Genomic DNA, 14,326 nt, shown 5'->3' with positions numbered 1-14,326 from the left:
TATAATGACGCCCGTTTTCCCCCCTTGCGCACACTGTAAGCGCCCCGGCGCTTCGAAGACGAGAGACTTATGATGGAAATTCTGCGTGGTTCGCCTGCACTGTCTGCCTTCCGTATTACCAAACTGCTGGCACGTTTTCAGGCGGCCGACCTTCCGGTAAGCAATATTTACGCTGAGTATGTCCATTTTGCTGACCTGAATGCCCCCCTGAATGCAGAGGAGCGCGTACAGCTGGAACGCCTGCTCAAGTATGGCCCAAATCTGAGCAGCCATACGCCAACCGGCAAACTGATCCTTGCGACGCCGCGTCCGGGCACCATCTCCCCCTGGTCTTCCAAAGCCACCGACATTGCCCACAACTGCGGCCTGAGCCAGATTAACCGTCTGGAGCGCGGCGTAGCGTACTACGTCGAAGCCTCTACCCTGAGCGACGCGCAGTGGCAGGCGGTTGCGGCTGAATTGCACGACCGCATGATGGAGAGCGTGTTTGCCTCTCTTGATGACGCACAGAAGCTTTTCTCCCATCATCAGCCTGCGCCGGTACAGAGCGTGGACCTGCTGGGGCAGGGCCGCCAGGCGCTGATTGACGCCAACCTGCGTCTCGGCCTGGCGCTGGCAGAAGACGAAATTGACTACCTGCAGGACGCGTTCGTTAAGCTCAACCGCAACCCGAACGACATCGAACTCTACATGTTCGCGCAGGCCAACTCTGAGCACTGCCGCCATAAGATTTTCAATGCCGACTGGATTATCGACGGCGAACAGCAGCCGAAGTCGCTGTTCAAAATGATCAAAAACACCATGGAACAAACCCCTGACCACGTGCTGTCTGCCTATAAAGACAACGCCGCGGTGATGGAAGGTTCCGAGGTGGGCCGCTTCTTCGCCGATCGCGAAGCAGGGCGCTATGACTTCCATCAGGAGCCTGCGCATATTCTGATGAAAGTGGAAACCCACAACCACCCGACGGCCATTTCTCCGTGGCCGGGTGCGGCGACCGGCTCCGGCGGCGAAATCCGTGACGAAGGGGCGACCGGTCGTGGGGCGAAACCAAAAGCGGGTCTGGTCGGCTTTTCCGTTTCTAACCTGCGCATCCCTGGCTTTGAACAGCCTTGGGAAGAAGATTTCGGCAAGCCAGAGCGCATCGTGACCGCGCTGGATATCATGACCGAAGGTCCGCTGGGCGGCGCGGCGTTTAACAACGAATTTGGTCGTCCGGCGCTGAACGGTTACTTCCGTACCTACGAAGAGAAGGTGGACAGCCACAACGGCGAAGAGCTGCGCGGCTACCACAAACCGATCATGCTGGCGGGCGGGATCGGCAACATCCGTGCCGATCACGTGCAGAAAGGCGAGATCGTCGTCGGCGCGAAGCTGATCGTGCTGGGCGGCCCGGCGATGAACATCGGTCTGGGAGGCGGCGCGGCCTCCTCTATGGCCTCCGGCCAGTCTGATGCGGATCTCGACTTCGCGTCCGTGCAGCGTGACAACCCAGAGATGGAGCGTCGCTGCCAGGAAGTGATCGACCGCTGCTGGCAGCTGGGCGATGCTAACCCGATTCTGTTCATCCACGACGTGGGCGCGGGCGGCCTGTCCAACGCCATGCCGGAGCTGGTGAGCGACGGCGGTCGCGGTGGCCGTTTCAACCTGCGCGATATCCTGAGCGATGAGCCGGGCATGAGCCCGCTGGAAATCTGGTGTAACGAATCCCAGGAGCGCTATGTGCTGGCGGTTGCGGCCGATCAGCTGCCGCTGTTTGACGAGCTGTGCCGCCGCGAGCGCGCGCCGTATGCCGTCATCGGTGAAGCGACCGAAGAGCAGCACCTGACTCTGAGCGACACCCATTTCGACAACCAGCCTATCGATCTGCCGCTGGACGTGCTGCTCGGTAAAACGCCGAAGATGACCCGCGATGTGCAGACCCGTAAAGCGGCGGGCAAAGCGCTGGATCGCCAGGGCATTACCGTGGCAGAAGCCGTTAATCGCGTGCTGCACCTGCCGGCGGTGGCAGAGAAAACCTTCCTGGTCACCATTGGCGACCGTACCGTGACCGGTATGGTGTCGCGCGATCAGATGGTTGGCCCGTGGCAGATCCCGGTGGCGAACTGCGCCGTGACCACCGCGAGCCTCGACAGCTACTACGGCGAAGCGATGGCGCTGGGTGAACGCACCCCGGTCGCGCTGCTGGACTTCGCCGCCTCTGCACGACTGGCGGTTGGTGAAGCGCTGACCAACATCGCGGCGACGCAGATTGGCGACATCAAACGTATCAAACTTTCCGCGAACTGGATGGCGGCAGCCGGTCACCCTGGTGAAGACGCTGGCCTTTATGAAGCCGTGAAAGCGGTGGGTGAGGAACTGTGCCCAGCCCTCGGCCTGACTATTCCGGTGGGTAAAGACTCCATGTCGATGAAAACCCGCTGGCAGGAGGGTAACGAGCAGCGCGAGATGACGTCTCCGCTGTCGCTGGTGATCACCGCGTTTGCCCGCGTGGAAGACGTGCGCCATACCGTTACGCCGCAGCTGGCGACCGAAGATAACGCCCTGCTGTTGATTGACCTGGGTAAGGGCCACAACGCGCTGGGCGCCACCGCACTGGCGCAGGTTTACCGTCAACTTGGCGACAAGCCAGCCGACGTGCGCGACGTGACGCAGCTAAAAGGCTTCTACGACGCAATTCAGGCGCTGGTGGCACAGCGCAAGCTGCTGGCCTACCACGACCGTTCCGACGGCGGCCTGCTGGTGACCCTGGCAGAGATGGCCTTCACCGGCCACTGCGGCGTGGAAGCGAACATTGCAACGCTTGGCGAAGACCGCCTGGCGGCGCTGTTTAACGAAGAGCTGGGTGCGGTGATTCAGATTCGCGCCGCAGACCGCGAGGCGGTGGAAGCGATTCTGGCGAAGCACGGTCTGGCAGACTGCGTCCACTATCTGGGGAAAGCCGTTCAGGGCGACCGCTTCGTCATTGAGGCCGACGGTCACGCCGTGTTCAGCGAAAGCCGCACCACGCTGCGCATGTGGTGGGCAGAAACTACATGGCAGATGCAGCGCCTGCGCGATAACCCGGAATGTGCCGATCAGGAGCATAACGCCAAGGCTAACGACAACGATCCAGGCCTGAACGTGAAGCTCTCCTTCGACATCAACGAAGATATCGCTGCGCCGTACATTGCGACCGGCGCGCGTCCGAAAGTGGCCGTGCTGCGCGAGCAGGGCGTTAACTCCCACGTTGAGATGGCTGCGGCCTTCCACCGCGCGGGCTTTGACGCTATCGATGTCCACATGAGCGACCTGCTGGCCGGGCGTATCGGTCTGGAAGATTTCCATGCGCTGGTGGCGTGCGGCGGTTTCTCCTACGGCGACGTGCTGGGCGCAGGCGAAGGCTGGGCGAAGTCCATTCTGTTTAACAGCCGCGTGCGCGACGAGTTCGAGACCTTCTTCCATCGTCCGCAAACCCTGGCGCTGGGCGTGTGCAACGGCTGCCAGATGATGTCTAACCTGCGCGAGCTGATCCCGGGCAGCGAAGCCTGGCCACGCTTTGTGCGCAACCAGTCCGACCGCTTCGAAGCGCGCTTCAGTCTGGTTGAAGTGACTCAGAGCCCGTCTCTGCTGCTGCAGGGGATGGTTGGCTCTCAGATGCCAATCGCCGTTTCCCACGGCGAAGGTCAGGTAGAAGTGCGCGATGCGGCCCATCTGGCGCAGCTCGAGAACAAAGGCCTGGTGGCGCTGCGCTTTGTCGATAACTTCGGCAAGGTCACGGAAACCTATCCGGCGAACCCGAACGGCTCCGTCAATGGTATTACGGCGGTGACCAGCGAAAGCGGTCGCGCGACCATCATGATGCCGCACCCTGAACGCGTGTTCCGTACCGTGAGCAACTCCTGGCACCCGGAAAACTGGGGCGAGGACAGCCCGTGGATGCGTATCTTCCGCAACGCGCGTAAACAGCTGGGTTAAGATGTAAAGCAGGTACTTTGTAGGCCCGGTGAGCGTAGCGCCACCGGGTTTTTTTATGCGTGTCGCAAAATTGCGACAAAGATGGTATAGGGGTGTCTCCAAATGGAGACGTTTAACTCATTGATTTATATATGGCAGGAAAGGTTCCCGTTAAGGTGTTGCTTAATAGCGACACTTAGCCTGGAAATCATTCAGCGCACAACAAATAGATTAAACGAATAAAAGATATATATTTCAATGTGTTAATATTTTGTTTTGCATTCTGGCATGGGTGTTGCATAATATTAACCAGTGGCTCATTCACCTTCTTATGTCAGCCCCTTCGGGACGTGCTACATAAACTTCGAATGACGCACAAAAAGGTGCCTGCCGTCCAACTACTGATCATAGCGATGCTTTATCAGGCCAGGGCGAAACGTCGAGTTAGGCACCGCCTTATTCCATAACAAAGCCGGGTTTTTACCCGGCTTTGTTGTATCTGAAGGGCAGACTCAGTTACGCTCTCCGTAAACCCCCATGAAGAGAGTAATGCGTTGAAACGCTGGCCCGTTTTTCCCCGCTCCCTGCGACAGCTCGTGATGATGGCCTTTCTGCTGATCCTGCTGCCGCTGCTGATCCTCGCCTGGCAGGCATGGCAGAGCCTCAACGCGCTGAGTGCCCAGGCGGCGCTGACGAACCGCACCACGCTTATCGATGCCAGACGCAGTGAAGCGATGACCAACGCCGCGCTGGAGATGGAGCGTAGCTATCGTCAGTACTGCGTGCTCGACGATCGGACGCTGGAGAAGGTCTACCAGAGCCAGCGCAAGCGCTACAGCGAAATGCTGGATGCCCACGCGGGCGTGCTGCCGGACGACAGGCTGTATCAGGCGTTACGTCAGGATCTGAACGATCTCGCGCAGCTGCAGTGCCAGAACAGCGGCCCGGATGCGGCTGCCGCCGCGCGCCTTGAGGCATTCGCCGCCGCCAATACCGAAATGGTGCAGTCAACGCGCACGGTCATTTTCTCTCGCGGCCAGCAGCTGCAGCAGGAGATTGCCGAGCGCGGCCAGTTCTTTGGCTGGCAGGCGCTGGTGCTGTTCCTGGTGAGCCTCGGGCTGGTGCTGCTCTTTACCCGCATGATCATCGGCCCGGTAAAGGGTATTCAGCGTATGATCAACCGCCTGGGGGAGGGGAAATCGCTCGGGGATACGGTTGCCTTTAAAGGCCCGCGCGAGCTGCGATCCGTCGGTCAGCGCATTATCTGGCTATCCGAGCGCCTGGCGTGGCTGGAATCCCAGCGTCATCAGTTCCTTCGCCATATTTCCCATGAGCTGAAAACCCCGCTGGCCAGCATGCGTGAAGGAACGGAGCTGCTGGCGGACGAGGTGGCAGGGCCACTTACGCCGGAGCAGAAAGAGATTGTCGAAATTCTGGACGCCAGCAGCCGCAATTTGCAAAAGCTGATCGAGCAGCTTCTGGATTATAACCGCAAGCTGGCTGACGGGACGGTGGTACTGGAAGAGGTGGAGATTGAGCCACTGGTGGATATGGTGATCTCCGCCCATAGCTTGCCGGCAAGAGCTAAAATGATGCATACCGGGGTGGAGCTGAATGCGCAGACCTGCCTGGCTGAACCCATGCTATTAATGAGCGTTCTGGATAATCTTTACTCCAATGCGGTGCACTATGGTACTGAATCCGGTAACATTTATATCCGAAGTTATACGAAGGGCTCCCGGGTGTTTATTGACGTCGCAAACACCGGCACCCCGATCCCCGATGACGAAAAAACTATGATCTTCGAACCCTTTTTCCAGGGGAGTCATCAGCGGAAAGGCGCGGTAAAAGGAAGCGGTCTGGGATTAAGCATTGCCCGGGACTGCATACGACGCATGCAGGGTGAGCTAAACATTGCCACGGACGAACGTTCAGATGTTTGCTTCCGTATTGAACTGCCCCTGAGCCGGAAAAATTAATAAAATGAATCTATATCTGGTGAGTATGTCACACCTCTTTTTCCGCGCCATACGCGCGGTGTTTTCCAGCAAAGCGGGTCGCCTGAGTCTGCCCTGTTTAGTTCTGGCGGGGTGCGTTTCCCATGCGCCGCAAAGTGCGATAAGCGGTAAACAGGAAGACAAATGGCCCGATAACCAGCTGGCGGATTTCCTCTCTACCCGCTGTGAGGATATCTGGAATCTGTCAGGGCATGATGTCGAAAATAACCCGCTGTTCTGGCTGCGCGGAATAGATTGCGCCCAGCGGCTTGCGCCGGTAGACGCCCGCATGAAGGCGGCGATGCTGGATGAAGACACCTGGCAGGACGCGTTCAAGCGTGGGATTTTACTGGCCGATGCGAAAATTACCCCCGTTGAACGTCGGGCCAACGTGACCCGCCTGGACACGTTTGTGATCAATCTTCCCGCACAGGTGCGCCCGGTATACCAGCTCTGGCGGGATGGGCAGACGTTACAGCTGCAGCTGTCTGAAGAGCGCTCCCGCTACAGCAAGCTACAGCAGTCAACCGACAGCGAGCTGGATACGCTGCGCCAACAGCAACAGCATTTACGTACTCAGCTGGATACCACGACGCGAAAGCTGGAAAACCTGACCGATATCGAAAGACAGCTCTCGTCGCGTAAATATCAGCCTGGTAGTTCATCTGCTGCACCGGACAGCGATATGCCGAAACAAGAGGATGTGAAGCATGACGAGCCGTAAACCAGCCCATCTTTTACTGGTGGATGACGATCCCGGCCTGTTAAAGCTGCTGGGGATGCGTCTGGTCAGTGAAGGCTACACCGTGGTGACCGCGGAAAGCGGGCAGGAGGGGCTTAAAGTCCTCAGCCGCGAAAAGATTGACCTGGTGATCAGCGACCTGCGGATGGACGAAATGGATGGCATGCAGCTGTTCGCCGAAATCCAGAAGCAGCAGCCTGGCATGCCGGTCATTATCCTGACGGCGCACGGGTCAATCCCGGATGCCGTCGCCGCAACCCAGCAGGGCGTGTTCAGCTTCCTCACCAAGCCGGTAGATAAAGACGCGCTCTACAAAGCTATCGACAGCGCGCTGGAGCACGCCGCGCCCTCCGGAGACGACGCATGGCGTGAATCTATCGTCACCCGCAGCCCGATAATGCTGCGTCTGCTTGAGCAGGCGCGAATGGTCGCACAGTCAGACGTCAGCGTGTTGATTAACGGCCAGAGCGGAACCGGGAAAGAGATCCTGGCGCAGGCGATCCACAACGCCAGCCCGCGCAGTAAAAATGCCTTTATCGCCATTAACTGCGGTGCCCTCCCAGAGCAGCTTCTTGAGTCTGAACTTTTTGGCCATGCCCGCGGCGCATTTACCGGCGCGGTAAGCAGCCGGGAAGGGCTCTTCCAGGCCGCGGAAGGCGGCACGCTGTTCCTCGACGAAATTGGCGACATGCCTGCGCCGCTGCAGGTCAAACTGTTGCGCGTACTTCAGGAGCGCAAAGTGCGCCCGTTGGGTAGCAACCGCGATATTGATATTAACGTGCGAATCATTTCCGCTACCCACCGCGACTTGCCCAAAGTGATGGCCCGCAACGAGTTCCGTGAAGATCTCTACTACCGTCTGAACGTGGTGAACCTGAAGATCCCGGCGCTGGCGGAGCGTGCGGAAGATATTCCGCTGCTGGCGAATCACCTCCTGCGCCAGGCGGCAGATCGGCATAAACCGTTCGTGCGCGCCTTTTCGACTGATGCGATGAAACGGCTGATGGCCGCCAGTTGGCCGGGTAACGTGCGCCAGTTGGTGAACGTGATTGAGCAGTGCGTGGCGCTAACGTCCTCGCCCGTTATCAGCGACGCGCTGGTGGAACAGGCGCTGGAAGGGGAGAACACGGCCTTGCCGACGTTTGCGGAAGCGCGTAACCAGTTCGAGCTGAACTATCTGCGCAAGCTGCTGCAGATCACCAAAGGCAACGTGACCCACGCGGCGCGGATGGCCGGACGCAACCGCACCGAGTTCTATAAGCTGCTCTCACGCCACGAGCTGGAAGCAAACGATTTTAAAGAGTAATGCCGTATGGTACTGTGAGCAATCGATTACGAGGCAGCTTACAGGCAAGAGTTTAAGGACCCACCATGAAAAAGATTGATGCGATTATTAAACCTTTCAAACTGGATGATGTACGTGAAGCGCTGGCGGAAGTAGGCATCACCGGGATGACCGTGACGGAAGTGAAAGGTTTTGGTCGTCAGAAGGGCCACACCGAGCTTTATCGTGGCGCAGAGTACATGGTCGACTTTCTGCCGAAAGTGAAAATTGAAATCGTGGTCAGCGACGATATCGTCGATACCTGCGTGGATACCATTATCCGCACGGCGCAGACGGGCAAAATTGGCGACGGGAAAATCTTCGTCTTTGATGTGGCGCGCGTGATCCGTATCCGTACCGGCGAAGAAGACGACGCCGCGATTTAACCATTCGCCACCCGGCGAAAAAAAGCCCCTCGAACGAGGGGCTTTTTGCGTTACAGCACCTTATGCGGCCCGAAACATTCGTAATGAATGTTGTCTTTATTCACGCCCAGCTCAACCAGCTGCTTCGCGGCATACTGCATAAACGCCACGGGTCCACAGACGTAGAACTGCATTTCCGGCGCGCTAAACGCCCCTTCCATCTGGCTTAAATTCATCAGTCCTTCGCTGTCAAAGCGTGCGGCAGTGCGGTCTGCCTCCGTCGGCAGGCGATACCAGGTATGCGCGGTGAAACGCGGCAGGGTCGCTCCCAGCGCTTTCACTTCATCCGCAAAGGCGTGGACGTCGCCGTTCTCCGCTGCGTGGAACCAGTTAACCTGCGCGCTGTGGTTTGCTTTCGCCAGCGTATCCAGCATCGCCAGCATTGGCGTTTGGCCCACGCCCGCGGAGATCAGCGTGACCGGGATATTGTTTTCAATGGCCATAAAGAAGTCGCCCGCCGGCGCGGCCAGATGGATCACGTCGCCCACGCTCGCTTCGTTATGCAGCCAGTTGGATACCTGACCGCCGTCCTCGCGCTTCACCGCAATGCGGTAGCCTTTGCCGTTTGGTTTGCGGGTCAGAGAGTACTGGCGGATCTCCTGATGCGGGAAGCCTTCAGGCTTCAGCCATACGCCCAGATACTGGCCCGGCTGGTAATCGGCCACCGGCTGGCCGTCAACCGGCTCAAATTCAAAACTGGTGATAAGCGCGCTGCGCGGCGTTTTCTCGACGATACGGAAGGCGCGCGTTCCTTCCCAGCCACCGTTCTTGCTGGCGTTTTCGCTGTAGATCTGCGCTTCACGGTTGATAAACACGTTTGCCAGCACGCCGTAGGCTTTACCCCAGGCGTCCAGCACCTCCTGGCCCGGGCTGAACATTTCGTCCAGCGTTGCCAGCAGGTGAGTGCCGACGATGTTGTACTGCTCGGGTTGGATCTGGAAGCTGGTGTGCTTCTGCGCGATTTTTTCCACCGCAGGCAGCAACGCCGCCAGGTTTTCGATATTGCTGGCGTAGGCCGCGATGGCGTTGAAAAGCGCTTCACGCTGATCGCCGTTACGCTGGTTGCTCATATTGAAAATCTCTTTGAGCTCCGGATTGTGCGTGAACATGCGATCGTAGAAATGGGCGGTAAGTTTAGGACCGGTTTCCACCAGCAGGGGAATGGTGGCTTTAACGGTAGCGATGGTTTGAGCGTCGAGCATGGCAGCTTCCTTCTGATATTACCTAATGATGTATTTTAAATGCATCTTATAAAAAATACCCATGCTTTGTAAATGGTTCTTTGCAAGATGAAAAATACGCATCACAAACCTAAAAAGAAATCCGCTGGAAATAGTGAGATCTTTATTCCTCAAACCCTTGCGTGGCGTGAAGGGAAACGTTTGCGTAAAATCGTTTGTCAAGACCTGTTATCACAGAACTATTCAGTTATACTGTTGCCCGTCGTCCAACAGGACTGCCTTTTCAGGCCAAAATTTACTTGTTAGCTGAGTCAGGAGATGCGGATGTTAAAGCGTGAAATGAACATTGCCGATTATGATGCCGAACTGTGGCAGGCTATGGAGCAGGAAAAAGTACGTCAGGAAGAGCACATCGAACTGATCGCCTCCGAAAACTACACCAGCCCGCGCGTGATGCAGGCGCAGGGCTCTCAGCTGACCAACAAATACGCTGAAGGTTACCCGGGCAAGCGCTACTACGGCGGTTGCGAGTACGTTGATATCGTTGAGCAGCTGGCTATCGACCGTGCGAAAGCACTCTTCGGCGCTGACTACGCGAACGTCCAGCCGCACTCCGGCTCTCAGGCTAACTTCGCTGTTTACACCGCGCTGCTGCAGCCGGGCGATACCGTTCTGGGTATGAACCTGGCGCAGGGCGGCCACCTGACTCACGGCTCCCCGGTTAACTTCTCCGGCAAACTGTACAACATCATTCCTTACGGTATTGATGAGTCCGGTAAAATTGACTACGAAGACATGGCTAAGCAGGCCAAAGAGCACAAGCCGAAGATGATCATCGGTGGCTTCTCTGCTTACTCCGGTATCGTTGACTGGGCAAAAATGCGTGAAATCGCAGACAGCATCGGCGCGTACCTGTTCGTTGACATGGCGCACGTTGCGGGCCTTATTGCCGCAGGCGTTTACCCGAACCCGGTTCCTCACGCTCACGTTGTGACCACCACTACTCACAAAACCCTGGCGGGTCCACGCGGTGGCCTGATCCTGGCGAAAGGCGGTGACGAAGATCTGTACAAAAAACTGAACTCTGCCGTGTTCCCAAGCGCGCAGGGCGGCCCGCTGATGCACGTTATCGCCGCAAAAGCGGTCGCGCTGAAAGAAGCGATGGAGCCAGAGTTCAAGGTGTATCAGCAGCAGGTTGCTAAGAACGCCAAAGCGATGGTGGAAGTGTTCCTGAACCGTGGCTACAAAGTGGTATCCGGCGGGACTGAAAACCACCTGTTCCTGCTGGACCTGGTTGATAAGAACCTGACCGGTAAAGAAGCTGACGCTGCCCTGGGCCGCGCCAACATCACCGTGAACAAAAACAGCGTGCCAAACGATCCGAAGAGCCCGTTCGTGACCTCCGGTATCCGTATCGGTTCTCCGGCCGTGACGCGTCGCGGCTTTAAAGAAGCGGAAGTGAAAGAGCTGGCTGGCTGGATGTGTGACGTTCTGGACAACATCAATGACGAAGCGGTTATCGAGCGCGTCAAAGGTAAAGTTCTGGATATCTGCGCACGCTTCCCGGTATACGCATAATTCCTCTGCTTTGCAGAAATAAAAAAGGCCGCGCTTGCGGCCTTTTTTTATGGCTTAACGTCGGTCCAGGGAAATGGCCCCCGGTCCCACAATCGCCAGCAAAATAAACGCGCCAGCAATACTGACGTTCTTGTAGAAATTAATCATATTCGGCACAACCGCATCTCCGGTCATATCCCAGTAGTGGTGACCGATAATCGCCGTGCCCAGCGTATAGAAGACAAAGAGCACTGCGAGGGGGCGGGTGAAAAAGCCGAGCACGATCAGGATAGCGGCGGGAACCTCCATTACGACGGCGATAATGGCCGCCAGCATCGGCATGGGGGCGCCGAGCGACGTCATATACTGAACGGTGCCGCTAAACCCCGTCAGCTTGGGATAGCCAAAAATAATAAACAGGACAACGATGGCAATACGGGCAATCAATAGCAGGAAGGAGCGTGAGGAGCCGAAATCGAAATAACGTAAGCTGTTCATGGCAAACGACCTCTTCAGGCGATGTCTTTTAAACGTAATACAATTTTGCCGCTCACGCCATACGCCGACCGGCTGTCCAGGACGTTAATTTATCGTTAATTTATAGCGCGCTAACGACTTGCTAAAGTGCAGGATAAACGCCAGACTATCGCCTCCATTTCGGGAGGGATTCATGGTCTTGCATTCCACGCGCTGGCTGGCGCTCAGCTACTTCACCTACTTCTTTAGCTACGGTATTTTTCTGCCTTTCTGGAGCGTCTGGCTCAAGGGAATTGGTTTGACGCCAGAAACCATTGGCATCCTGCTGGGCGCGGGGCTGGTGGCGCGTTTCCTCGGAAGCCTGCTGATTGCCCCCCGCGTCAGCGATCCCTCCTTACTGATTAAAGCGGTGCGCATTCTGGCCCTGCTGACGCTGGTCTTCGCGGCCTGCTTCTGGGTCAGCCATCAGTTTGCCTGGCTGATGGTGGTGATGGTTGGCTTTAATCTGTTCTTCTCCCCGCTGGTACCCCTGACGGATGCGCTGGCGAACACCTGGCAAAAGCAGATCACCATGGACTATGGTCGCGTGCGCCTCTGGGGATCGATTGCCTTCGTGATCGGCTCTGCGCTGGTGGGGAAACTGGTCAGCCTTTACGACTATCGCGCGATTCTGGCGCTGCTGAGTATCGGTATTGCCTCGATGCTGCTGGGCATGCTGCTGCGCCCGTCGGTGATGCCGCAAGGGGAGAGTCGCCATCAGGAGAGCGCCGGCTGGCCCGCCTGGCGGAGCCTGGTGGCCCTGAGCTGGCGTTTTCTGGCGTGCGTCTGTCTGCTTCAGGGGGCGCATGCGGCGTACTATGGCTTCAGCGCCATCTACTGGCAGGGGGCGGGCTACTCGGCCTCTGCTGTCGGTTACCTGTGGTCGCTGGGGGTGGTGGCAGAAGTCATTATTTTCGCCCTGAGCAAAAAGCTGTTCCGCCGCTTCGGCGCGCGCGATCTGCTGCTGCTTTCCGCGGTCTGCGGCGTGGCGCGCTGGGGGATTATGGGCTGGACGACCGAACTGCCGTGGCTGATTGTGGCGCAGATCCTTCACTGCGGCACCTTCACCGTGTGCCACCTGGCGGCGATGCGCTATATCGCGGCGCGCGAGGGCGGGGACGTGATCCGTCTGCAGGCGGTCTACTCTGCGGTGGCGATGGGCGGCAGCATTGCGGTGATGACGGTCTTTGCGGGCTTTCTGTATCAGCATCTGGGACACGGCGTGTTCTGGGTCATGGCGCTGGTGGCGCTTCCGGCGATGTTTGTTCGACCGAAAGTGGCCGCACGGGCGTAGCTACGATTCCAGCATGGCGCGAATATGTTCCTGCTGCTGCGTGTTAAGTGATTCAACCGCGTGGATCAGCGGCGGCGAGAACAGCGGCAGCACGGTAGGATAGGGGGTGATAACCAGCGCGGCTTCGCGCGGTGCCCCCTCTTTCTGGAACGCCTGCAGCGTCAGATAGCGAATGTTGAGCGGCAGCAGGGTTAATTCGCGCAGCTGCTGTTCAATCACCTCCTCACAGGATTTGTCCTCCCCGGTCAGCAGCACTACCTGTTTTTCATGCAGATCGGTCTCCTGCATCAGCCAGGCGCCGAAAATAACCGCTACCAGTGCCATCTCTTCATCGGAGAACCGCAGCCCAAATTCGGCTTCCAGCTCAAAGAGTGCCTCTTTCGTGGTGCGTAACAGCCGGGGATAGAGACGGTGAATTTCCTCGGGCAGGCTATTGTCGATACCGATCTCAAACAGCGAGCGGTCCAGCGCCTGAGCCAGATGGATATACAGCTGATCGGTCAGCCCCTGCTCATCGCTGAAGTTCATCCCGGTCTGGGAGCGGAAACGGGCCACCATGCGCACAATGGCGCGGCGGAGGCGCTGATCCTGCTGGTGTTTATCAAGCACCGGATCGGGCGTGCGGAGCATCATAAACAGCAGCGCCAGAAACAGCTGCTCGTCCACGTGCGCGCCCTGCGGCACGCGCCGCTTCCAGTGACGAACAATCTCCTGCGCCGTAAAATACTCTCCCCGCGACTGGGTCCAGCTGCGCTGCGCGTGGGAAAACTGCGGCGTATTCCCTAAGTGGTGCTGGATGAGGCAGTATTGCAAGTAGAGCTGTAAGAACTGGACGTCCCGGCATTCAAACTGACGCTGCAGCTTGCGTGAGCAGAAGCCGATCAGCGCCCGCAGGTTAGCATCGTCGTAAAGCGGCCGCGCGATGCCGTGCTGTTTAAGCGCGGTTTTTAAGGCTGGGGTAAACTGGTGCGAGACAAACTGCGGACAAAGGCGGAGCGCCCTGCGCAGCCAGTGCAGCAGACATAAACGCTGATTCAGGGCAGTGCCTTCAATTCGGTAGCTGCCGTCATGGTGCGTGACGATATCCAGCCGATGATAGCGCTGGATTTCATCGCGCGTCTCGGCTATATCTTGCCGTGCCATGACCTCGTCCACGCCGTTGGCAGCGATTATGCTCTGTGCGGTGACGGCAGCATCGGGCAGGTAAAGCATCAAAAGCACCTGGCAGCGGCGCTGCGAACTGGAAAGCACAGATGGAATTTCAAGCGTCGTCATCATCTGTCGGGTATCCAGTGTGAATGTTTGATAAGAATAGCTAAAGGATGGGCGCTGAAAAGCGCGCCGGCAGGCCTTT

Annotated in this window: 10 protein-coding genes; 7 read left to right on the top strand and 3 right to left on the bottom strand. The window is 57.8% G+C overall.

The genetic code is table 11. The annotated features are described in order from the left end of the window. The first annotated feature begins 69 nt into the window (after positions 1–69). The 5 genes from purL to glnB all read left to right on the top strand — a co-directional run bounded on the left by purL (position 70) and on the right by glnB (position 8,385). On the top strand, positions 70–3,957 hold the full coding sequence (gene purL, locus ACTJI7_RS11020) for a phosphoribosylformylglycinamidine synthase (RefSeq protein ID WP_440670071.1): 3,888 nt from the start codon (positions 70–72) through the stop codon (positions 3,955–3,957). A 533-nt stretch (positions 3,958–4,490) separates the two neighbouring features. Further along, positions 4,491–5,915 carry a two component system sensor histidine kinase QseE/GlrK gene (gene qseE / locus ACTJI7_RS11015; protein WP_120247354.1) on the top strand — a complete coding sequence of 475 codons (1,425 nt, stop codon included), beginning with the start codon at positions 4,491–4,493 and terminating at the stop codon, positions 5,913–5,915. Positions 5,916–5,919: 4 nt separating this feature from the next. Continuing rightward, positions 5,920–6,657 (top strand): two-component system QseEF-associated lipoprotein QseG, encoded by a 738-nt coding sequence (qseG, locus tag ACTJI7_RS11010; protein WP_440670074.1) that lies wholly within the window; start codon positions 5,920–5,922, stop codon positions 6,655–6,657. Then, complete coding sequence (gene glrR / locus ACTJI7_RS11005) at positions 6,644–7,981, top strand: two-component system response regulator GlrR (protein ID WP_028014084.1); 1,338 nt, start codon at positions 6,644–6,646, stop codon at positions 7,979–7,981. The genes qseG and glrR overlap by 14 nt, the downstream gene beginning before the upstream one ends. 65 nt (positions 7,982–8,046) lie before the next feature. Further along, the gene (gene glnB, locus ACTJI7_RS11000) at positions 8,047–8,385 is read left to right on the top strand and encodes a nitrogen regulatory protein P-II (protein WP_003860685.1); all 339 of its coding nucleotides are present in this window, start codon (positions 8,047–8,049) and stop codon (positions 8,383–8,385) included. Positions 8,386–8,435: 50 nt separating this feature from the next. Here the strand turns inward: glnB and hmpA are convergent, their stop codons facing one another. Continuing rightward, on the bottom strand, positions 8,436–9,626 hold the full coding sequence (hmpA, locus tag ACTJI7_RS10995) for an NO-inducible flavohemoprotein (RefSeq protein WP_063155426.1): 1,191 nt from the start codon (positions 9,624–9,626) through the stop codon (positions 8,436–8,438). Positions 9,627–9,929: 303 nt separating this feature from the next. Here hmpA and glyA point away from each other — a divergent pair, with 303 nt between their 5' ends. Next, complete coding sequence (gene glyA, locus ACTJI7_RS10990) at positions 9,930–11,183, top strand: serine hydroxymethyltransferase (protein WP_047364176.1); 1,254 nt, start codon at positions 9,930–9,932, stop codon at positions 11,181–11,183. Positions 11,184–11,237: 54 nt separating this feature from the next. Here glyA and ACTJI7_RS10985 read toward each other — a convergent pair whose 3' ends face one another. Next, positions 11,238–11,660, bottom strand: coding sequence for a DoxX family protein (locus tag ACTJI7_RS10985; protein WP_028014082.1), 423 nt, complete (start codon positions 11,658–11,660; stop codon positions 11,238–11,240). Between the two features lie 172 nt (positions 11,661–11,832). On the opposite strand from ACTJI7_RS10985, the gene ACTJI7_RS10980 reads away from it, so the two are divergent. Continuing rightward, positions 11,833–12,972: a 3-phenylpropionate MFS transporter gene (locus ACTJI7_RS10980; protein WP_192979371.1), complete on the top strand. Its 1,140-nt coding sequence runs from the start codon at positions 11,833–11,835 to the stop codon at positions 12,970–12,972. Here ACTJI7_RS10980 and csiE read toward each other — a convergent pair whose 3' ends face one another. Then, the gene (gene csiE, locus ACTJI7_RS10975) at positions 12,973–14,250 is read right to left on the bottom strand and encodes a stationary phase inducible protein CsiE (protein ID WP_045260175.1); all 1,278 of its coding nucleotides are present in this window, start codon (positions 14,248–14,250) and stop codon (positions 12,973–12,975) included. It abuts the gene before it with no gap. Between the last annotated feature and the right edge of the window lie 76 nt (positions 14,251–14,326).

Origin of the sequence: Enterobacter sp. 22499 (genome assembly GCF_052044815.1) — a bacterium.
GTDB classification, from domain to species: domain Bacteria; phylum Pseudomonadota; class Gammaproteobacteria; order Enterobacterales; family Enterobacteriaceae; genus Enterobacter; species Enterobacter bugandensis.
This window is presented reverse-complemented; position numbering and strand designations above follow the sequence as displayed.